Origin of the sequence: Nonomuraea sp. NPDC049400, assembly GCF_044466425.1 — a bacterium.
Lineage (GTDB): Bacteria > Actinomycetota > Actinomycetes > Streptosporangiales > Streptosporangiaceae > Nonomuraea.
This window is the reverse complement of sequence record NZ_JBITMP010000045.1, coordinates 71,581-93,214: the sequence shown is the minus strand read 5'-3', so window position 1 is coordinate 93,214 and position 21,634 is coordinate 71,581. Positions and strand designations below refer to the sequence as shown.

Below are 21,634 nucleotides of genomic sequence, written 5' to 3'. Positions count from 1 at the left end.
GATCGAGAAGGCCAGGAACGCCGGCACCACCATGATGACCGGGGCCAGCAGGTAGAGCACCTTGTCCACGGTCCGCGGGAAGAGGTCCTCCTTCAAGCCCATCTTGATCGCATCGGCGACCGACTGCAGCAGGCCGAACTTACCGGCCCGGTTGGGGCCGTACCGGTTCTGCATCCTGGAGATGAGTTTCCGCTCGAACCAGACCCCGAAGACGACTCCCAGCGCCAGAAAGAGGAACAGCAGCACGGCCTTGACGATGGTGATCCACAGCGGGTCCTTGCCGAAGTCGGCGAGGGTGGGATCGGCCGCGAGAACGCCTGCCATGACGTGTTGCCCCTTCCTCTCCCCCGGCACTCGTTCGGTCCGGAGCGGAAGGTCACGCTAGCCGGTGAGCCGATCGGTGTCTTGAACGAATGCGAACAGCTGCTTCGGCGTCATCTGCGCCATCGCCCGGATCTCGCGGGTGAGGTGAGGCTGGTCGGCGTAACCGCAGGCGACGCCCTCGGCCAGCGTGGCCGAGGGCCGTCTCCACGTGTCCACGGTCCGCTGGAATCGGGCGATCCGGGCCACCGTCTTGGGCGACAGGCCCACCACCCGCCGGAATCCGAGCTCGACATAACGACGGCTGACGCCCAGCTCACCGGCGAGGGGCCCGACGGTGGGCGGGCCGACCGGCTCCTGCAGCCGCCGCCAGGCGTGCATGATCAGGTCGTCGGTGCCGGCGCCGGGGCGCAGCCACGCCGTCAGCCGCTCCTCCAGCAGGCTGAAGCGGGCCGCCCAGCTCGCCGACGCGATCAGCCGGCCGGTCAGCTCCGCGGCGCGGGTGCCGAGGAGGTCTTCCAGCCGCGCGGTCGTGCCGACCACCTCGCGGATGGGTGCCCCCGTCAGCGCCGACATCCCGGCGGGAGTGAGCCCGACCGCCACCCCGTGACGCCACGGCGTATGGGCCGAGAACGTCGCGGTGGCGCGGGGACCGGTGACGATCGGGCCCATGCCGGTGAAGTCGATGATCAGGGTGGCCGCGTTGAGCGGCAACATCCGGCTGGGGTGGGCGGGCGCTCCCGCCCGGGTTCGAAAGCCGGCCCACCCCAGCACGTACGGACGCAGGTGCGTCGGTGAGAGGCGGGCGATCATCTGGTACGGCTCCGCCTGCGGCTGCGTCGGCAACGAATGAATCGCCATCACCCCAGCAAGCCTGCCCTAGTCCCACCGGTCCCGTGGTACCGATTCCCGGCATCCCCCCACCAATCGCGCTTCTCAATATCGGACGATACACTTCAAAAAGAAGAAGTTCGAGGCATTCGTTTTTGATCCATGGCCCGATCTCAACTCGTGACGGAGGCACACTCATGACCGTTTTTGTTCTCGTTCACGGCGCCTGGTACGGCTCGTGGGCCTGGGACCGCGTCACTCCGCTGCTGCACCAAGCCGGGGCGCGCACCGTCACGCCCGCCCTCACCCTCGACGGCGATGCCGGGCTGCACCTGCATGCCGATGAGGTCGTCGCGGCGCTCGACGGCCTGGCCGGCAACCGTGACCAGGCGCGCGGCGCGGCAGACGACGGGATCCTGGTCGGGCACAGTTATGCCGGCTTGGTGGTCCGGCAGGCCGCTGACCTCCGGCCGCATCTGGTCAGCCGGATCGTCCTGATCGATGGATGGGCGGGCGGCGACGGCACCAGCTTGTTCGATCTCGCGCCCGATTCCTTCGTGACGGCGATTCGCGCCGCCGCCGAGGCCCGCGGGGGCGGCACGACGATCCCGGCTCCTCCCCCGGGCGCGTTCGGCATCACCGACCCGGCGGACGCCGCCTGGCTCGCCGACCGGCTGATCCCCCAGCCGCTGCGGACGTTCACAGAGCCGACCCGTCTGACCGGGGCGGTCGACAAGATTCCCGGAACCGGCATCTACTGCCGGCCCCTGACCTACCCCTTCAACCGGTTCGCCGACGAGCTGGGATACCGGTCGATCCCGCTGGATGGGCCGCACGATGCGATGCTCAGCCGTCCAGAGGCTGTCGCCCGGCTGCTCCTTCAGGCCGCCGACCACCTCGACTACGAAAACGAGAAGCTCGAGCGTTAAAATATTGATGTGGAGCGGAGCTACAACCAGTATTGCGCGACCGCGCGCACCCTCGACATCGTCGGCGAGCGCTGGACGCTGCTCCTGATCCGCGAGTTGCTCACTGGGCCAAAACGGTTCAGCGACCTGCAGCACAACCTGCGTGGCCTGGGCACCGGTCTGTTGTCGGCCAGGATGAAGACCTTGGAACGTCAGGGGCTGGTGCGCAGGGTCACGCTTCCCCCGCCGGCCCGCACGCCGGCCTACGCCCTGACCCAGGCCGGCGAGGAGCTCGGGCCGGTGGTGCTGGACCTGGCCCGGTGGGGCCTGAAGTGGGCGATGGAGGAACCCCGCGAAGAGGAGGCGTTCCATCCCGGCTGGGGCGTGCTCGGCCTGAGAGCGTGTTTCCAAGCCGAAGCCGCCGCCGGACTCCGCGCGATCTACGAATTCCGGGTGGGGGGCGAGACCTTCCACGCCCGCGTTCATGACGGAGCTCTGGAGACGGTGCACGGGCCGGCTCAATACCCCGACGTGATCATCACCACCGACGATCAGACCTTCCGCGACATCGCCACAGGCAAGGTCGCTCTCGCCGACGCGCTCGAGCACCACGCCGCCTCGGCGACCGGCGACCGTGCCGCCCTGCGCGCGCTGCGCACCCTGTTCCGCCTGCCGTCCCCGCAGGTTCGTGGCGGCGAAGCGGTCCCTTCCCCGACCACGCGTTGAGCGGCCGGCTATCCGGGTCGACCATGAGCACACCGCAGGCCGGACGCCTGCGAACGAGGCTGGAGCCGTCCGACGGGCCGGCGCATCAGTCGCTTGACCAGCCTTCAGAACTGCCAGACGTTTTCGCGCAGCAGTTCCACCCTGCCTCCGGGGCCGAGACCGGTGACCGCGACGTCCGGTCCGCCGACCATGAAGTCGACGTGCACCCGGGAGGTGTTCACCCCCGCCGCGTCGAGCTTCGCGGGGTCGCCGGAACGCAGGTGTGACGGCACGCCTGGGGGCAGCCCGGCTCCCCACGCCAGGTGGCAGGTGGCGTTCTCGTCCAGCAGGGTCTCCAGGTAGGTGATGAACGACGTCAGCCCCGGCGTCCGCCTGTGCCAGTGCGGCGTCGACCGGGAAGCAGACCACGATCCCGGTGCGAGGGCCGTGGTGACCGGCCTGTCCGATCCCTCCCGTGCGCTGCCCGCCACCGCCGCTTACGAGCGCGTACGTCTCGCCGCCGGCGTTCACCTGCCGGTCGAACGTCCTCCTGGCGGAGTCGTCATCGCCTGTCGCAGGTAGGTCTGCCGCTATGCGGCACAATCGTCCCTTATGGGGGAAATTTCTTTCGGGCTGTCCGCGACCGAGGCCGCCGATCTGGCCAGGGCGCGCGAGGGAGATGATGCCGCGTTCAGCCGCCTGCTTGGACCGCTGCGCCGCGAGCTGCATGCGCACTGCTACCGCATGCTGGGTTCGGCCCACGACGCCGATGACGCGCTCCAGGACGCCCTGCTACGGGCCTGGCGGGGACTCGCCCGGTTCGACGGCCGCGGCTCGCTGCGCTCATGGCTCTACACCGTGGCCACCCGTACCTGCCTGGACCTAATCGCGTCCCGTGGCAGGCGGGCGCTGCCCGCCGACCTCGGCCCGTCCAGCGACCGAGCCGTACTCGACGCCGGCCCGCTGACCGACATCGCCTGGCTGGGCCCCTACCCCGATCAGGGCCTCGCCGACGGCCCGGCCACGCCTGAGGCCCGCTACGAGCAGCGCGAGTCCGTCGAACTCGCCTTCGTCGCCGCACTGCAGCACCTGCCGGGCAACCAGCGGGCCGCGCTGCTGCTGTTCGACGTCCTGGGTTTCTCCGCCGCCGAGATCGCCGCCATGATGGGCACCTCGACCACCTCGGTGAACTCCGCCCTGGCGCGGGCCCGCAAGCTCACCGCCCAGAAGGTCCCCTCCCCCGCCCAGCAGCAGACTCTGCGGAAGCTCGGCGACGCCCACGTACGCAAGCTGGCCACCGGATTCGCCGCGGCGCTGGAACAAGGCGATGCCGACGCCCTGGTGGCGCTGCTGACCGAGGACGTCACCTGGTCGATGCCGCCGCTGGCGCACTGGTACCGCGGCCTGGCGGCGGTCACCGACTTCGCCCGTCAGGTCCCGATGACCAGATGCCCCAGCTGGCGCACCCTCCCCACCAGCGCGAACGGCCAGCCGGCCGTGGCCTTCTACCTCGGCGAGAACCCGACGGGACCGCACGTCGCCTGGTCGATCACCGTATTCGCGCTGCGTGACGAGCGCATCGCCGAGATCGTCTCATTCCTCGGTCCCGGCCACTTCCCGCTCTTCGCCTTGCCCGCCTCGCTGCCCTGAGGACACCCGGTCAGCTGACCTTGAGCTGCTCGTCACCGAAGTCCGCGATCAGCTTGAGTGTCCCGCCCAGAGCGGCGACATAGCGGTCGAGCACCTCCCTGGTGGAGACATCTCCCCCTTCGATCTGGGACACACGGGCTACAGAGATCTCCATGCGCTCCGCCACTTGCGTCTGTGTCAGCCCTCGGCGCTTGCGCATCTCCGCCAGCCGCCAGCCCTGGGCCTCGGCTCGCGAACGCCGGATCTCGTCATCGAAAGGCTCTGGACCTCCCGCCGTCTCGATGGCGCGCTCCAGGTGTCCGCTTTCACGCCAACGCCGGTAGGTGCTCATTGCCGCATCTCCTTCTCACGCATATCGCCGTACGTGGGTTCATCCGCCTGTCTCCCCGCAACAGGAAGGGACACGGACGCGAACCGGTCGGCGAACGCAGCCCGGTTGACGGAATCGGGCGAGCGATCCCATACCGCGAAGACCACCCGTTCGAACGCCGTCGAGTACGCCCCGCCCTCGGTGAGATGGACGTGAAACGCCTCAGCCACCTCACGCGGATCGTTGCGGAACACCCCGCACCCCCATGCCCCGAGGACCAGCCGGCGTGCGCCGTGTTGGGCGGCGACGGCCAGAACGCGGCCCGCGCGCCGGTGAAGCACTCGCCGGATCCGCTCCCCCGCGTCCGGATCGCGCCGCAGCACCTGTCCGGCGTTGGGAGCCGGGCAGGTCAGGAACGACACCTGGTACGGGCCGGGCAGCAACCGCCCGTCGTCGTCGCGATGCACGGGAACGTCGGGCGACCAGATGACGTGGTCGCTATAGAGCAGATCGGAAGAGGCACGGTGGGCGTCGTAGTAGTCGGGAGCCTGCAGCAGGCACGGATAGAGCAGCGTGCCGCGGCAAAGGTCCTCCTCCTGAGCCTTGGCACCACCGAGGTAGCCGCCTCCGGGGTTCCGGGCAGAGGCGAAGTTCAGGACGGCGATCCGTTCGGTCCCCGCCAGGTGCAGCCGCCGCGCCGCCTGCAGACTGCCCTCGGCGGTCACCTCGAAGAGCGTGCGGTGTGCGGTCGCCGTGTCCGGCACGTCGATGGGCTCGTCCGGCGGATGGCTGACGGTGCCGGAGACCGCCGCCGCCAGCGCCGGACCGACGGCCACGACTGTGCCGTCGTGGGCCGTGTACTCGCCCTCGGCGATGATCTGCGCGTTGACGGCCGCGATCCGGCTCAAACGTCTGCTCACAGCTTCGTATGGTAGGCCGCGACCCGCATCCCGCAGAGCCCGGCGCTTTGGCCCTTGGCCGCAATCCAGCAATCGCAATTCGGTGCAGCTTGTCCTCAATGAGTGTCTGAGCTGGGCTTTTGTGGGCATGACTGTTTGCCCGGGGTACCGCCTTCTACCGTGGGTGCAGGTGTGCAGGGCGGTGGCGGCGGTGGGTTCGTTGCTGCGGACAACGACCAGGTGGTGCTCGTCCTGACGGCGGAGATCGTCCGACTGAAGCGTGCTCACCGGGAGGAGACCGCCGCGCTGCGCAAGGCGCCGGAACACGCACACGGCGAGAACCTCTGCCCCTCAGCGTCGTACCAGACTGGATTCGCATTCTGTCTGGTATAGCTCTAACTATCCTGTTTGCGCCAACGTCTCGTTCTCGGTCAGCTCGTCGGTTCTCCGGCCACCTCGGCTTGGCCATCACAGCAAGGCGAACGACCGCCACGCCCTGGCCGCCCGCGACGCGACCAAGGTCGACGGGTTGTATGCGGGCCGACCCGCAATCCCCACCGGCCGGCTCATCCTGGACGCACTGGCCTGCATCCGGCTCATCCCAAGCACCGGCCAGTGAACCCCCGACCATCCCCCAACCCATCGACCTCCAACTCCATCTCCTGGGCCTCCTCGATCTTGGTCCACGAGACCTCCGCTGAAGATCACTCAGATGCGGAAACGAGGCTAGCGGCCTGGCGGGTACAGCTCTTCCGCCAGAACGTTAATGTCGATCGGATTCGCCTCGGCCATACGATTGGCGGTCTTCGTCAGGATGTCCCGCAGGTACTGGCTCATTTGCGGGAATATTTCGAGGCTTGTGGCGATCTCCTGGGCCCGCACTTTCCTGGCATCAGGGTCCCGCTCTTTCGCGAGATCCAGGAACTCCATGCGGATATCGGGCAGCACGCCCGATGTGTAGAGGACTTGACAGTCCGCCAGATGTTCGAGGAAGAGCAGGAAATGCTGAGCCTCGGCGGCCAGCCCGCTGAGCGCCTTGGCCTTCGTCACCACCCTCTTGAGGGTCACGTCGTCCAGGTCCTTGACAAGGTCGGGTTCCAGCCCCAGTTCCGTCACGTAGCTATCGAAGGCCTTTCGCACCGGTGTCTTCCTTAGGGGTGCCTGCGCGTCGGATTCGGCCATCCGCTGCCGTACCTTGTCGATCTCGCCGAGCTCGGCGCCCTTCAGGATCTTGCCCAGCTTGACGAACTTCACGGTGCCCTTGAGGTAGGGCCAGTTCTCCTCGCGGAGGATCTCACGCATCTCGGCGAGTGTGATCACCTCGTAGAACAGGTGCTGTTCCTTCACCGTGCCGCCGGCTTTCGCTATTTCGTCGCGTTTCTCTATGCCGGCGTTGATCAGCTTGGTCTTGAAGGTCTTGTAGTCGGCGACGTCGTCGAGGTCGATCCCGTCCAGGCAGTAGTAGATCGGTTCCCCCTTCTTCCTGGCCCACCACAGGCCGGCCTTGCATGCCAGCGCGCCCATCATCTTCCCGGCGTCCTTGCCGGTCAGCTCGGCGGTGAGGAACTTGGCCTCAGGGCCCTGCTTGGACAGGAAGTCCAGGAAATCCGTGGCCTGCGTCCGGAACGCATCGAGGTACGCCTGGCGCTCGTGGAGCATCAGCGCGTAGTTCACCTCTGTGCTGGGGTTCGGCTCGCCCGCCGCCAGGGCGTTGAACGCCTCTTCTGCCTTGGCGATGCCGTTGCTCACGCACTCGGCGATGGTCTTCGCGGGATCCTGGAGCAGGGCGCGGTAGTTGTCGGGCGCGATGGTGTCCTGCACCGCCGCCCAGAGATCCATCATCCGGAGTGGGCGCATGCCGCCCGGCTTCGTCCGCGCGGCCTCGACGTAGGGCAACCGGACGTCCTCGAATCCCCAGAACGTGCCCGGCAGGCGCTCGAACGCCTTCAGCAACTCCGACTCCATCACCTCCTTGTAGCTGGTCAGGATGCCCGGGGGTTTCTGCGCCGACAATGCCGCGAGAACGCGCTTCGCTCCCTCGACCTTCTCCTTCTTCTCGTGCGCGCCGAGAGCGCCGTTGTCGTAGTCGTCGACCCGCTTCAGGTATGTGCTGAGCAGGTGATCCAGCGGCTGGACATAGCCGCTCCACACCCCTTCCTTGCTTCCCCGGCCGGTGGCCTTGGGCAGGATGGCGGCCCGCGCGGTGCTCACCCCCATGTTGATCAGCTCGCAGATCCTGGAGTAGTCTCGCGCGTTCCACAGGGAGTTGTAGACCTGTGCGGCGATACCGGTGGTCTTGTTGTTCCAGTCCTCGTCGATGGAGAGCACGCCCTGCTGCCACATGTAATCGTGCAGGGCCGCGCCGATCGAGTCCGCCGCTCGCGGCTCGGCGTCGCTAGGGGACGGAGGCGTCGCGTCCCGCTTCTTCTGGCAGTGCAGGATCAGCAGCTTGACGACGACCGACCGCGCGCTTGCTTTCAGCTCGTCGAGCACTCCGCTGAGATCGAATTTGGCCAGGTCGGCGGCGACCAGATAATTGACGGCGATGCCAGGGTCGGTGGCCGCGATATGGGCGAGCAGGCCCTTGTCATCGACGATGGCCTGGAACAGCCGGCGGACCAACTGGTTCCTGTCCGCAGAGACGCGCTGCAGCTCCGCTAGGACCTGCGCCAGCTCGTCCGGCTTCCTCCTGGCGACAAGGGACGGAATGTAATCTGGATCTGCGAAATTGGCGGCGAGACTGGCGCGGCGCTGCTCCTGATCATCCCCCGCGACGAGTCCTCGGGCCTGCACCCGGTCGGCTATCGACCGGGTGTCAGGTGTGATCGTCTGGGTCCCGCTCCTCTTGACCTTCGCCAGCGCAGGCGCCTGCGCCTGCCCGGGTTGCGGCTTCCGGAACGGCGTCGCCTTCCCTGGCGGGGGCGGCGCTGGTACCCCCGTTGGCGACGGCTGCGGCGGTGTGGCGGTGCGCGAGCCCGATGTCCTCAGGTTCTTCACAGTGATTCCTCCATCATCAGATCAGCGGAGGCCGGCGCGGTACGAGAGGACCAAGCCGACGTTGATCAGGGCCTGACGCTCGCCGTCCACGGTCAGAGTCCACTCGCCAGCTCTCAGTCCGGGGATGCGCAGCGCCTTCCCGTCGTCGATGAGCTGTCCGTTCAGGCGCAGCCGGGCCGATCCCCAGTCGGCCGTCTCGTACCGGGCGTACATCCCGGTGATCTGGGCCCCGAGCATGTCGGGGAACCTCTCCGGCACGATCGGCAGCACCAGGTCGCCGCCGTCGAGGAATTCCCGCCACTGCTCGGGGAACTCGCCTGCCACGTCGAGGTACCGCGCCGACGTGTACGGCCGCCGCATCCCGCGCACCGCGTTGGCGAATACGTCGCCTCCCTGCTCGGCGGTGTACTTGACCAGCAGGGTCACGTCGAACAGATTGTGCGGACGGCGGCCGGTGAGCTCCATGCGCCACGTGGACACCGCTCCGGTGCCCTCGAACGGCAGGTAGCGCTCGTCGTCGAAGCGCAGCTCGAACAGGCCGTTGTTGTCGCGGTGCTGCTCGGTGTCGGACAGGACGATCTGCTGGCCGGCCCGCCAATCCGACCGGACCGACGCGGGCGCGTCCCCCTTGCCCTCCAGCAGGTAACGCACCCCTGTGACGTCGGCGCTGAGCACCGTCTTGTGGCCGGTCTGAGTGAGCACGGCGTTGACCTCGATCGGCCCTTCCGGCCCGTTGAACACGACCGAGACGGTCTTGATCCGGCGGCGGTAGTGCCCGGGGAAGTCCCGGTCGAACAGGTCCTCGGTCAGCGCGAACTCGCAGCGGCCGTCGTTCTTCAGCGCGAGCACCGCGAGCGGGTCGAGCTGGAGCAGGGAGATCCGCTTGGTGATCTCCAGACCGCGGTGGTCGGAGCAGGTGTAGGCGTTGCCGAGGCGTTCGAGATCGACCGCCAGGGCCTCTCCGGCCAGCAGGCCGTTGCGGCGGCTCTCCCAGTAAACCGGCTGGATGTACGACTCCGCCGTGCCCCGTTCGAACTGGTAGGCGCGTTCGGCGGCCTTGGCGATCTCGTGGGCCAGGCCGTAGGAGGCGAAATACATGGTGGCCAGGCGGCCGGCCTTCCACTGGTAGAGCTCGGCGTTGGTGAACTTGCCGGTGAGGAAGGTGGCCACGGACTCCAGGTCGGCGATCTCCTGGTCGGTGATCTCCAGTTCGCGCTGAGCGGCGGCGAGGTCGGACTTGGCGGCGGTGATCTGGTGGGCCAGTTCACGCTGGTCGGCCTTGGCCAGCATGACCTGGTAGTGCCAGTCGCTCTCCTGGCGTTCCTGTTCGACGCGGACGCCGTACAGTTCGCCGAGGACGCTGAAGGCCTCGCCGAGGGTCTGGGCGATCTCGGAGCCGACGTCCAGGACCCTGCCGGCCTGCTCGCCGCCGATCATGGTGCCCATGATGAGCGGGCCGGCCAGGACCTGCGGGGCGGCGTACGCGATGGCGGCGCCGATCTTCAGACCGGCGGAGGTGAAGTGCGAGTTGATGCCGTCGGTCATGGCGCTGATCTGGGACTGCTGGAGCGGGGTGAGTCCGGCCTCAAGGAGGTCCTCGTAGTACTTCTGGCGGGCCGCGGCGGCCTCGCCGGCGGCCTCGACCTGGGCGAGGTTCTCGGTGGCCGACTCGACCTGGGCCTCGCGGACGGCCCGCGTCATCTGGCGGATGGTGGCCTCCTGCCGGGTCTGCAGCAGAGTCAGCTCCTCGGCGTCGCGGCGTTCGAGCACGTTCAGCAGCTCGCTGCCGAAGCCGCGCAGCCGGTCCACCAGGTCCTGCGCCTTGCGGTGCAGGAAGCCGAACCGGTAGTGCGGAACCGGGGCCCGCAGCCCGGCCGTGGCCTGGTCGGGGGTCAGCCCGGCCGCGGCGCCCCGGACCAGGGCCATCACGTCGGCGGGCGGCTCGAACAGGGGCAGCGGGCGGCGGATGCCCATGATGTCGAGGGAGGCCCTGATCTTGCGGAGCCGGTCCTCAACGCGGTCCCAGTAGTCGCCCAGCAGCGTGTTGCCAGGGATGAAGAAGTAGGGGTTGGCCACGCCGCGGTGGATGGCCCCCATGCCGTCGAGCAGGGTGCCGCCCGCGGTGACGGTCTCGGCGTACGGGTCGGCGACCCCGGCCGGGTCGAGCTCGTCGTAGGTCCTGGCCGGGGGCAGGTGGCGCGGGCCGACGCTCTGCGGGCGCTTGCCGAGCAGGTCGTAGGCCAGGATGTAGAGCATCCTCGCCTCGTCGAGGCTCTCCATCGTGTACTGGCGGAACAGCAGGTCGCCCCAGTCGAGCACGTTGTCGACGTAGGCCATCACGACGGCCCGGCGGTAGGCGGTCGGGCGCAGTTCCGCGATGGCGTGCGGGTCGAACGGGTCGTCCCGGTAGGTCTTCAGGAGGGCTTCGTGGTCGCCCATCAGGTCGTACTGGCGGCGCAGGCGGGCGATCATGCCGATCTTCTCGCGGAGCCGGTCGTTGTCCTCGAACGGGCGGACCCGGTCGGCCAGGCCGTCGAGCAGGGCCAGGTCGGCGGGGGTGCACGCGCGGGCGTGCTCGAAGAGCGGGGCCAGCGACTCGACGTCGGCCAGGATCGGGCGCAGGTTCCGGCCGACGCTCGGGGGCAGGTTCTCCAGGTCGGCCCGGCACCCGGCGACCAGCGCCCGCAGGTCGATGGCGAGGAAGGGCAGGAAGCGCCAGTAGCGGTCCTGCTCGGTGGGGTCGAAGACGTACTCGTACCAGGTCTTGGCGTCGGCGAAGCGCTGGGCGGTGTTGAGCGCTTGGGCGATGAGCAGCGGAGCGTGAAAGAAGATCTCCCAGTAGTAGCGGCCGTTGGCGCTCTGGAAGTCCAGGTGGGTGCTGGCCGGCACGCCCGCGACCTCGGAGCTCACCTTGATCGTGGTGGAGCCCGTCGTCGTGGTGCTGAAGGAGGGCAGTTCGTCGATCTCCTGGGTCTCCGGGGCCAGCAGCGCGGGCACGCCACCGACCAGGAGCCTGCGGTTGAGCTCGAACGCCGTGCTGGAGGTCAGCCGCACGATCTCGTGGGGCAGGGCGGCGTATTCGTAGGGGCGGTGCACGACGCCGGTCTTGGGGTAGACGGCATACCGGCTGCCGAGGAACAGGAACAGGCCCGACGCGGTGTCCATCGCGCCGGTGTAGCGGGTGGTGAAGTCGGGCGGCAGTGAGCGCCAGTTGCCTTCGATCGGGGCGAAGGCGGCCGCCGCCGAGGGCTCCTGAGTGGCGGTGAGGACGGCGTAGTCCGCGCCGCTGAGGAGGTAGCGCTGGTCGCCGCGCTGGAAGGCTGCGTCTACGGGGCGCGGCAGCGCCTTGGGATAGCCGGGGTCGGCGACCGGCGGGATGTCGGCGCCGTTGAGCGTGTAGCGGTAGTACTCAAGGCCGCTGAGCAGGAACAGGTGGTCGCCGGAGATGTAGGCCGCGTCGACCGTCCCGGTCGTGTTGAGCACTGTGGCGACCCTTCCGAGCGGGCGGGTCTGGTGCTGGGTGGCGTCGGCGCCCACGGTGAAGGTGTCGTCGCTGAAGAAGTACGGCGTGCCGTTCACGTCGGCCGCCGCCCTGATCTTCGTGGGCAGGCCGTCGGGGTTGTCCTTGAGCGCTCGTGGATAGCCGTTCTCCTGGCGGCCGTGCACGAGCTTCGTGTAGGTGCTCCCGAAGACCAGGAACAACGTGTCGCCCTCGACCAGCGCGGCCTGCACGCGGGTCCGGTCCGGGATCGGCCACTTGTCGCGCACCCGGCTCGGCGGGCTGAACTGGCCGCTCGTCAGGTGGCGCTGGGTGTAGGCGTCGCCGTTGAGGAAGTACTCGGCGCCGTTCCACGTGAACGCCACGTCGATGGAGGACCAGCGGGGGAGGTCCTCGGTGTTGGTGTCGATCCGCCGGGGGTAGCCCGGGTCCATCCTCCGGTCCACCAGGCGTCCCCGGTAGCGGTAGTACTCCTGGCCGGTGAACACGTAGGTGAATTCGCCGCGCACCAGCACGGCGTCCACCCGGCCGGTCGTGGCCAGCTCACCGCCGGCCACGTTGCCCCAGCGGCCCGCGGTGGGCTCGCCGGTCGTCTTCAGCGGTCCGAACGGCTTGGTGACCAGGAACTCCTTGGTCAGGTTGTTGAAGAAGTAGCGGGTGTCGCCGTGTTCGAAGGCGGCGTCGATCCGCTCCCAGTTGGGCAGCCGGTGGTTGTTGTTCTTGAGCTCCAGGACGGGCGGGTCCTCGCCGGAGTCAGCGATGACCGGGCGCACCAGGAAGCTGCCGCCTTTGTGATCGACGCTGAACCAGGGCCCGTCGGGCGACTCTGCCGGCATGTTGAACCGGACGACCCCGCGGACCGGTTCGTCGAAGACCTTGCCGAGGTCGATCAGCTTGGCGGGCTGCGCGGGGGTGGCGATCGGGAGGGCGTACAGCTCGGGGGTGAGCGCGTACGACGACGCGTACCTCTCCTTCCCGATCGTGTACGAGCAGGACACCACGATCGAGTCGTGCGTGCCCGCGCCCGGGACGGTGGACGAAGCCTGGACGAACAGGGTCTCGCCGGTGATCAGGCCGTCGTGCAACGGGCCGGGCGGCAACGTCTGCGGGGGGATCCATTCGCGGTTGAGGTTCTGGAAGGAGTAGAAGATCCGCACCCGGTGTTTCGGCGGCGGCGCGGAGACGTTCTGCTGGTCGCCGTCCGTCCTGGTGGTGATGACGGTCTTGCCGGTGTCCTCGGGTGCGACCGCCTCCACGACGCTCCAGAAGACGAAGACCCGGCCGAAGGCGTGCACGGGATCGACGCGGTCGGCGTCGATCTGCACGTCCACCCGGTCCCACGGCTCCCAGCTCGCCGACAGGCGCTCGCCGTCGTCGAACTCGGCCTCCCGGAAGTACCAGCGGCGCGGGTCGGTGCGAGTGCGGCCGAAGAGTACGAGCCGGCGGGTGCTGTCGGCGTCGGCGTCGGCGCGGTAGACGTAGGCCCCGGCGATGGCCAGGCGGCTGACCTCGGTGTATTCGTCGAGGTAACGCTTGTAGGCGCGCTGGACCGTGTCGGCGGTGATCTCGCTCTGGAGGAGGTCGTCCTCCAGTGCCTTGAAGGCGGGCGTCTTGGTGTCGCGCAGCTCGGGGCGGATGTAGTTCTCCGGGTAGAGGAAGACCTTCCGGTTGGCCTCCCAGATCCGGTAGTTCTTCAGCCATTGCCACCAGGTGCGCAGCTTCGGCTTGACGTTCTCCTCGGCGGGCAGCTCCTCCAGGTCCAGGAGGTACCGGTGCAGGTAGAGCTGGGTGGCCGCGATGGCCTCCCGTACCCGTGAGGTGGTGCCCTCTGGCCCCATCTCGGCGTCGATGAGGGTGTACTCGTAGATGTCGGCGGAGGTGGCGAGCTCATGGTGCAGGTGCAGCACCGCCGCGACCAGCGCGTCGCGTCTGAGCACGCTGAGGTCTCCGTGCGCGAGCGGGATCGCCGCCTCGGGCAGCAGGGCTTCAAGGGTGTCGGCAGTGGCGCCGTGCAGCGCCGACGGACCGGCGCCCATCCTGGCGGCGACCTCGAACAGGCGGGCGAGCTTGAGCAGGAACTCGATCTCGAACCGGTCCTCCTCAGCGGGGAACTCGGTGATCAGGCCCGCGTTGCGCTTGACCCAGCGCAACTCGTCGAGGTCCCACGGGAACAGCTCGCACAACCGGTCATACGGCTCGGCCGAGCCCTTGGCCAGCAGCTCTGCCAAGCCGGGATGGCGCCGGTTGAGGTCGGCGAAGGCGACGATGGTGTGCACGTCGGTCAGGCGGTAGTCGGCCCCGTCGCACCAGCGGTGCCGGAAGAGTTGCGGGAAGGTGCGGTCGACCACGTCCGTGCGGCCGGAGTAGCGGACATATCGGTCGTCCTTGGCCAGGTAGACGGCCTCGCCCAGGGTGAAGGCACCGGTGACGCCCGCCTCGAAGGACTGCGGCAGGTCGCCCCAGTCGTCCTTGATCGTGCGCGGGTAGCCCTGTTGGGCATAGTCGAGCCTGCCGGGAAGGTAGCGGACGTACTGGTCGCCGACGAAGGCGTACAACTCCCCCTTCCGGCCGACGAACGCGGCGTCGATGACCGGGGCGGTCGCGAACGAGTTGCGGATGCGGCCGAACCGAGCGCCGGTTAAGTCGACGGCGCCGTCGACGGTGAAACGGCTGCCCTTGAAGAAGTAGACCTTGCCGTCCTTCATGAAGGCGGCGTCCACGCCGTCCTCGAACTCGGCCGGAAGGGGTCCCCAGTCGCCCTCGAGCGTGCGGGGGTAGCCCTCGTCCACGTAGCGGTAGTCGGCGCCGGTGTAGCGGACGTACTGGTCGCCGGAGAAGAGGAAGGTGTACTGGTCGCGTACCAGCGCGGCGTCGACCTTCTTGCGGTCGGCGATCGTGTTGCGCACCTTGCCCAGCACCCCGATCGGGTACGTTGCGGACGGCGCCGTCGAGACGGCGTGCACGAGGTGGCCAGTGACCAGGTAGGCGGTGCGGCCGTTGGCTACCGCCGCGTCGACGCCGTGGATGGCGACCACGTCGTCGAAGGACTCGGGCAGCCCGGCGAATGCCGCCTCCCTGCGCAGTTCGCGCACAATGGGCTTGGGGTAGCCGGGGTCGACGTACCGGTAGCTCGGGCCGGTGTAGCGGACGTACTGGCTGCCGCCGAACACGTAGGTGTAGCCGCCGAAGACCACCGCCGCGTCGACGACCGAGCCGAACGGGCTGACGGAGCGGCCCCAGCGGTCGCGGATCTGGGCGGGCGCGGTGAATGCGCGGTCGGCGTAGGTGGTGAAGGTCTCGGTGAAGAAGAAGTGGGTCGCCCCGTCGACCCCGGTGAAGGCGGTCTTCAGCCGGTCGCCCGCCGCGACGGTGAAGCCGCGCCAGAGGCGTTCGATCGGCCGCGGGTAGGACCAGAGGCCGGTCGCCTCGCTGAACTGCACGCAGCGTTCGCCGCTGAGCAGCACCATCGTCTGCCCCTCGAACAACACCGCGTCAGGCATGGGGAACCCGTCCGGCGCCTTCCAGAACGTCTCGTCGGTGAGCGCCGGATAGCCGGGGTCGGGGCTCTCGTAGGCGCCCTCGTCCCCGGTGTAGATCAGGTGGCGCATCGTGCCGCCGGGCCCGGGAGGCTCGAACAGGTAAGTCGTGCCGTCGCGGTGGTAGGCCAGCGCGACACTGGTCAGCCCGCCCCAGTGCTCGGCGATGGACTTCGGCTCACCGTCGATGACGTCGGCCGAGTCGCCGTAGACGACGAACTGGTCCCCGCTGAACAGGTACGTCTTCCCGTCCCGCCCCACGAACGCGGCATCGACCGTGTTGTCCTGGAAGATCGTGTTGCGCGGGCGGCCCCACTCCTGGTCGAGCGGGTAGTCCTTGCCGACGGCCGTGTCGAAGCACATCCGGCCCTTGAACAGGTAGGTGTTCCCGTCCACCCCGGTCAGCACGGCATCGAGGCCGTCGCGGTAGTCGGCCGGGACGGTGCGCAGCGCCGGCGGCCGGACCGGCTCGTGGCGCTCGGGGCCCTCCAGGGCGTGCTGCCGCCGCCAGCCCTGCGCGGTCTGCACCATGACCGAGCCGTGATCGACGTAGGCGGCCGTGATGCCCGGCAGTTCGTAGGACCGGTAGAGGCCGTCGGAGACGGCATGCCACTGGCCGCCGCGGAACAGGTAGACGGTGCGCCGGTCGGCGAACGCCGCATCCACCCCGTCGAAGGTGACCTTCAGCGCTCCCAGGCGGGGCTCCTTGGCCAGCTCCGACAGGGCGCGCGGGTAGCCGTCCTCGATCGCCCGGTAATCGTGGTCGCGATAGCGGACGTACTGGGAGCCGGCGAACAGGTACGTGTAGGAGTGGGTGACGTCGGCCCCGTCGACCTGCTCGGTCACGTCCATGACCAGGGCGGCGTCGACCCGGCCGGTACGCTGGATCGTGTTGACGACGTTGCCCCAGAACTTCGCGGTGGTCGCCGGGTAGCGGTCGTCGATCTCGGTGTAGTCGGCGGTGGAGTAGCGCACGTACCGGTCGCCCGAGAAGAGGTAGGTCTTGCCGTCCTTGCCGACGAAGGCGGCGTCGATGTGGCCGAACGGGAGGCTGTCCCAGCGTTCGCGCAGGTTCCTGGGCTCCGACCACCAGCGGTGCCGGTTGTCGAAGACGACGAAGCGGTCGCCGCTGAACAGGTAGGTCTGGTTGTCGCGGCCGGTGAAGACAGCATCGACATGGGTGAACGCGTCGGGCAGGTTCAGCCAGTTCTCCGCCAGCGGCCTCGGGAAGCCCTCGTCGGGTTTGGTGTAGTCGCGGGTGGAGTAGCGCACGTAGAACGGGGTGTCGTCGCCGTAGACCCGGAGGCGATCACCCGTGCTCCGGATGGTCAGCACGATGCCGCCTTCGGCGGTCACCCGCCACTCGGGCGAGGCACCGGTCACGGCGGCGGCCGGGCCGACGACCACGCCGTGGTCCTGGAGGCGGCGGCGCAGCGCGGGCGAGCAGTTGCCGTCGGCCAGTTCGGACCCGAAGTCGGCGGGCAAGTCGAGGATCAGCCCGACCGGGCCGAACAGGTGCGCCGAGCCGTCCATCACGAACGCGGCGTCGACCCGGTCGAGCCCGCCCCAGTCGCCGGTGACGGCGCGCGGGTAACCCAGGTCGACGACGGAGTAGTCGGCGCCGGCGTAGCGGATGTAGCGGTCGCCGCTGAACACGTAGGTCTTGCCGTCGAGCCCGACGAACGCGGCGTCGACCCGGCCGCCGGGCAGCACGTCGGCCATCAGCCCCCACCTCTCGGCGGTCGGCGCCACGGTGCCGCCCGAGCTCCCCAGGGCGACGGTCTTGCCGTCCTTGAACAGGTGGACGGTGCCGGAGCCGTCCTCGAAGGCCGCCTCGACGGCGCCCTCGAACTCGACCGGCACGCCCGGCCGCCACGTCTCGATGCGCTGCGGGTATCCCTCGGCCACGCGCACGCCGTCGTTCTCCGGGTTGTCGGTGTAGCGCACCACCTGGTTGCCGGAGAACAGCAGGTAGCCCTTGGCGTCGGCGTAGGCCGCGTCGATGCGCTCGGCGCCGTCGAAGGCGTTGCGCAGGCGGCCCCACCGTTCGGTGAGCGGCTGCTCGCTCTCCCCGTCGAAGGCGCGTTCGCCGGACAGGACGTACGTGCGGCCGTCGTGGCCATGGAAAACGGCGTCCACCGCGTCGCGGAAGGCCGCGGGAAGCGGGGTGTCGCCCTGCCACCACTCGCTGATCGCCCTCGGGTAGCCCTCGTCGGCGTAGGCGTAGTCGTCGCCGGAGTAACGCAGGTGCTGGTCGCCGGCGAACAGGTGGGTGCGCCCCTCGGGATCGACATAGGCGCCGTCGATTTTCTTGGGGTTGGCGAAGTTGTTGCGTATCCTGCCCCAGACCTGCTCCTTCGGCGCCCAGCGGGTGCCGCCGGGCTCGCGGATGAAGCACGACGAGACGTTGCCGGGCCCCCGGCCGACGATCCACTCGGTGCCGTCGGGCATGGTGAAGGCTGCGTCGATCGCGGACAGCCCGGTGAAGCGGGGCGACAGCTCGGTCAGCGGCTTCTGCCGGGCGTCGGTCAGGGCCAGCGTCCGGGCGGAGTAGGTCCAGTAGACGCTGCCGTGGAACATGTAGATCAGGCCGTCGTGGCCGGTCAGCAGCGCGTCGAAGCGGTCGTGGCCGGGCGGCATGGCGAGCGGCTCGGGGAACTTGCCGGTCAGGTCCTGGTCGTGGAAGGCCACGGTGACCTCGTCGCCGTCCAGGCCGAGCTTGGCGGCCAGCCGGGCGAAGCCGCGCAGCCGCCGGTAGACCCGCGTGAAGTCCGGCCCCGCCGTGCCGTCGCCGAGCGCGGGTGCCGCCAGCACGTCGAGCCCGCCGGGCGCCACGGCCGCGCCGATCGCCTCGACGGCGGGGCCTGGCACGCCGAGCACGTCCTGGAGCAGGGTGAGCAGGGCCCTCTGCTGGAGCGCGGCCAGTTCGTCGAGGGCGCCGGTCAGCTCGGCGACGGCGTCCGCCTGTTCCTTGGCCACCGCGTGCAGCAGGAAGAAGATGTCCTTGGCGTAGTCGTCGACGCCGGGCAGGCTGAAGTCGAGCGCGCTGGTGACGGTGCGGAAGTAGGCCAGCCGGCGGTCGGGCACACTGAGCGTCTCGGTCAGGTGTCCGGCGTCGATGAGCATGGCGACCAGCTGGGAGCGCTCGTCGTCGTCGAAGCCGAGCTCGGTGAGAGCGTCCAGGTCGAGGCGGTAGGGCGTCAGCGCCCGCGCGATGCCCGCGATGCGCTCGAAGACCAGCTCCCCGTCCTCGCCGGTGAAGTCCTCACCCGGGTCGAAGACGCCGTTGGGGTCCACCTCGCCGGTGCGGCCCTCGTCGAGGACCTCGCCCTCCAGCCGCCTGACCACCCGGGCGGCCATGGCGTCGTCGGCCAGGCCCGCGAAGTCGGCAGCGGTGATCAGGTGCATCTCGGCCTTCGCCGCCGCGAGCTGGGCCTTCATCGCCGCCAGCACCGCGCGCCGGACCGGGTAGAACTCCAGGGCGATGCCGAGGTCGGCGACGTCGAGCGTGGCCAGGGCGGCCTTGTCACGGTAGACGCCATCGGCGTCGATGACGCCGTTGAAGCGCAGGCTCTCGGCGAGCGCGGCGAACTGCTCTGCGGTCAGCCTCAGCTCACCGAAGACGGCGGGGTCGAGCGGGATCCGGGCCGCCCGATAGGCTTCGACCCGCTCCTTGAGCAGAGCCAGCACGCCGGGCGCGACGTCGTCGAGCGGCACGTTGACGCGGAAGCCCGCGGCCTGCGCGGGATCGGCGAACAGCTCCGGGGCGAGAACCTCGCCCTCCTCGGTGAGGTAGCCGTTGTGCACCAGGTTGTCGTACAGCTCGGCGCGGTCGGCCTCGGTGAGCTGCGGCAGGGCGGCGGCCAGGTCGGAGGGGTAGAAGGCGTCCTGCAGCCCCGCGACGACGCCGAACAGGGGCTCCCGGTAGGCAGAGAAGTCCCCGGCCAGGGTCAGCCCGGCAGGCAGATCCTCGGAGGTGAGCAGCCCGCCGGTCTGGATGACACCCCGCAGAACGAGGTTGGTGAAAATCTTGGTGGTCAGCCGGTCCCCCAGGCCGAGCCCCAGGAAGTCGCCCTTGGTGAGCATGGCGAGGCGGCCGACGGCATCGTGCGCGGCGGTGGCCACGACGGCCGGGTCGATCCGCAGCACGCGCGGGTCGTGCGGGGACACCACGCCGTCGGTGTACGTGGTCAGCACCTCGTACAGAACCCGCGCGGCCCGCTCGTCGAACCGGTCGGAGACGAAGGTCCGGGGGGTCAGCGCCACGTCGGCGAACCGTTCGGCGATCTGGGTTATGACCTGGGCCTGCTCCTCCTCCGACTCCAGGGTGGCCGGTCCGCCGAGGACGGCGCCGAGTTCCTGCCCGGCGAAGCCCCACGTACGCATCCAGGCCACGACCTCGAACACCGTCTGGGCCAGCCAGAGCGAGGCGGCCGGTTCCTCGTCGCGTTCGAGCATGCGGTAGATGTCGCCCGACCGGCCGTCGAGCACCGGCAGCACCGGGAAGGTCGAGTGGCGTTCGATGGCCGGGTCGGCCTCCAGCGCGTCCAGCACGGTGAACAGCTCCTCGACGGACATGCCCAGCGCGCCGGTCAGCCGGGCCACCCGGTTGAGCACGATCAGGCCGGGACGGCCGATGCCCCGGTCGAACGGGCTCTCCTGGAGTGGGCCCGCGTAGCGCGCGCGGAGGCGGCGGACCACCTCGATGATCTCTGTCTCCGCCAGGTCAATGGAACGTGCCAAGCGACGACGATAGGGCCGGTTCTGCGGCGCGAGGATGTCACCGGCGGGAAACGGACCGTCCTTGATCTCGTTGGGCAGTGTCCGGGTGATGAGCGCCTCGATCAGGTCGAACGGCACGTCGTGCGTACGGTGCAGGTGGACCGCGGCGGCCAGGGCGCGCAGCGCGGTCGGCTCCAGCCCGTTGGAGATCCCTGAGGTCACCCGGTCAAGGTCGGTGAACGACAGCCCCGTCCTGCGGGCCAGCCGGATGAAGCGATGGGCGCGGTCGAACCATTCATGGGGCGGCTCCCCGCCGGAGCGCAGTACGAGCGTGCGGTCGTCGGGCCCGACCTCGACGACCGCACCCTGGTGCACCCAGAACCCGCTCCGGGAACGTTCCAGCTCCGGATCCTGGTAGAGCAGCTCGCGCAGTTCCTCACCGGTCAGCGAGGTCGCGGCCAGGAACCGGTCGAGGTCGCACAACGCGTTGACCGGCTCCTCGGGGCCCAGCCCATAAGCCTCGGCCAGGGCGGCGGCGTCGGAGCGCTGGACGGAGATGAGATCGACGTCCTCCAGGGTCAACCCGAGCTGGTCGCGGGTCACCCGGTCGGGATCCACCCTGGCGGCGAACAGCCGGTAGAACTCGACCGGATCGACCCCCAGATACTTCAGGTACGTGGCGAATCGCGCGGCGTCCCGCGAGAAGGGCAGGTGGAGCGGGTGCTTGAGCGTCTTCAGCCGGTCGTAGGGCCGCTCGCCCACCAGGGCTTCGAGCACCTCGTTGACGACGTCGAGGTAGGGCAGCTCGGTGAAGGTGTCGTCGGCGTCGAGCTCGACCTTGCCGATGTCCGGCCGGCGCCGCAACAGGGAGACGTCAGAGAAGGTCTCCTGAAGGAATGTGAGCAGGTCGGTCAGATAGGCCGCTGGCGCGTAGACGGAACGGGCCTCATCTCCCGCCCGCAGATCGAGGTGCCCGAAAAGACGTTCGTAACTCGGTAACGAGGCGTCGTTGCGCACGCGGAAGGTCCCCTCCGTAGTAATCCCCCGACTCGGCCGCCTTATGATCGCCTATCCCGGCGAGGAGGGAGACCTGGCCAGATGGTGACATCCTTAGACCTTTCGGCGAATTCGTCATCAGGCGGGCCTGCTGCCGCGCGGCTCCTGGACGCCGCCCAGTAGTCACCATCAAGAACGGCGCGGATCACGGATGAGACCTTCCACGAGCCCAAGGGCCGCCACCGCGGCACTGGCGCGCG

Annotated in this window: 10 protein-coding genes; 3 read left to right on the top strand and 7 right to left on the bottom strand. The window is 69.1% G+C overall.

Going from position 1 to position 21,634, the window contains the following annotated elements:
• Window positions 1–324, bottom strand: a 324-nt coding sequence (locus ACIBVN_RS45700) for an NADH-quinone oxidoreductase subunit H (RefSeq protein WP_397146563.1), incomplete at its 3' end; no start/stop codon positions are given.
• Window positions 325–381: 57 nt separating this feature from the next.
• Window positions 382–1,182 (bottom strand): helix-turn-helix domain-containing protein, encoded by an 801-nt coding sequence (locus ACIBVN_RS45695; RefSeq protein WP_397146566.1) that lies wholly within the window; start codon window positions 1,180–1,182, stop codon window positions 382–384.
• Window positions 1,183–1,349: 167 nt separating this feature from the next.
• Between ACIBVN_RS45695 and ACIBVN_RS45690 the strand changes: the two genes are divergently transcribed.
• The gene (locus tag ACIBVN_RS45690; protein ID WP_397146562.1) at window positions 1,350–2,081 is read left to right on the top strand and encodes an alpha/beta fold hydrolase; all 732 of its coding nucleotides are present in this window, start codon (window positions 1,350–1,352) and stop codon (window positions 2,079–2,081) included.
• Window positions 2,082–2,090: 9 nt separating this feature from the next.
• On the top strand, window positions 2,091–2,786 hold the full coding sequence (locus ACIBVN_RS45685) for a winged helix-turn-helix transcriptional regulator (protein WP_397146561.1): 696 nt from the start codon (window positions 2,091–2,093) through the stop codon (window positions 2,784–2,786).
• Between the two features lie 104 nt (window positions 2,787–2,890).
• Here the strand turns inward: ACIBVN_RS45685 and ACIBVN_RS45680 are convergent, their stop codons facing one another.
• On the bottom strand, window positions 2,891–3,256 hold the full coding sequence (locus ACIBVN_RS45680) for an aminopeptidase (protein ID WP_397146560.1): 366 nt from the start codon (window positions 3,254–3,256) through the stop codon (window positions 2,891–2,893).
• 121 nt (window positions 3,257–3,377) lie between these two features.
• Here ACIBVN_RS45680 and ACIBVN_RS45675 point away from each other — a divergent pair, with 121 nt between their 5' ends.
• Entirely contained in the window at window positions 3,378–4,415 is a 1,038-nt protein-coding gene (locus tag ACIBVN_RS45675) for a sigma-70 family RNA polymerase sigma factor (RefSeq protein ID WP_397146559.1), read from the top strand.
• A 10-nt stretch (window positions 4,416–4,425) separates the two neighbouring features.
• Here the strand turns inward: ACIBVN_RS45675 and ACIBVN_RS45670 are convergent, their stop codons facing one another.
• The 4 genes from ACIBVN_RS45670 to ACIBVN_RS45655 all read right to left on the bottom strand — a co-directional run bounded on the left by ACIBVN_RS45670 (window position 4,426) and on the right by ACIBVN_RS45655 (window position 21,395).
• Complete coding sequence (locus ACIBVN_RS45670; protein ID WP_397146558.1) at window positions 4,426–4,746, bottom strand: helix-turn-helix domain-containing protein; 321 nt, start codon at window positions 4,744–4,746, stop codon at window positions 4,426–4,428.
• Window positions 4,743–5,645 carry a TIGR02452 family protein gene (locus ACIBVN_RS45665; protein ID WP_397146557.1) on the bottom strand — a complete coding sequence of 301 codons (903 nt, stop codon included), beginning with the start codon at window positions 5,643–5,645 and terminating at the stop codon, window positions 4,743–4,745. Before ACIBVN_RS45665 ends, ACIBVN_RS45670 begins: the two co-directional genes overlap by 4 nt.
• A gap of 705 nt (window positions 5,646–6,350) precedes the next feature.
• Window positions 6,351–8,621, bottom strand: a complete 2,271-nt coding sequence (locus ACIBVN_RS45660) for a hypothetical protein (RefSeq protein WP_397146556.1) — start codon at window positions 8,619–8,621, stop codon at window positions 6,351–6,353.
• A 21-nt stretch (window positions 8,622–8,642) separates the two neighbouring features.
• Window positions 8,643–21,395 (bottom strand): hemopexin repeat-containing protein, encoded by a 12,753-nt coding sequence (locus tag ACIBVN_RS45655; protein WP_397146555.1) that lies wholly within the window; start codon window positions 21,393–21,395, stop codon window positions 8,643–8,645.
• Window positions 21,396–21,634 lie beyond the last annotated feature (239 nt).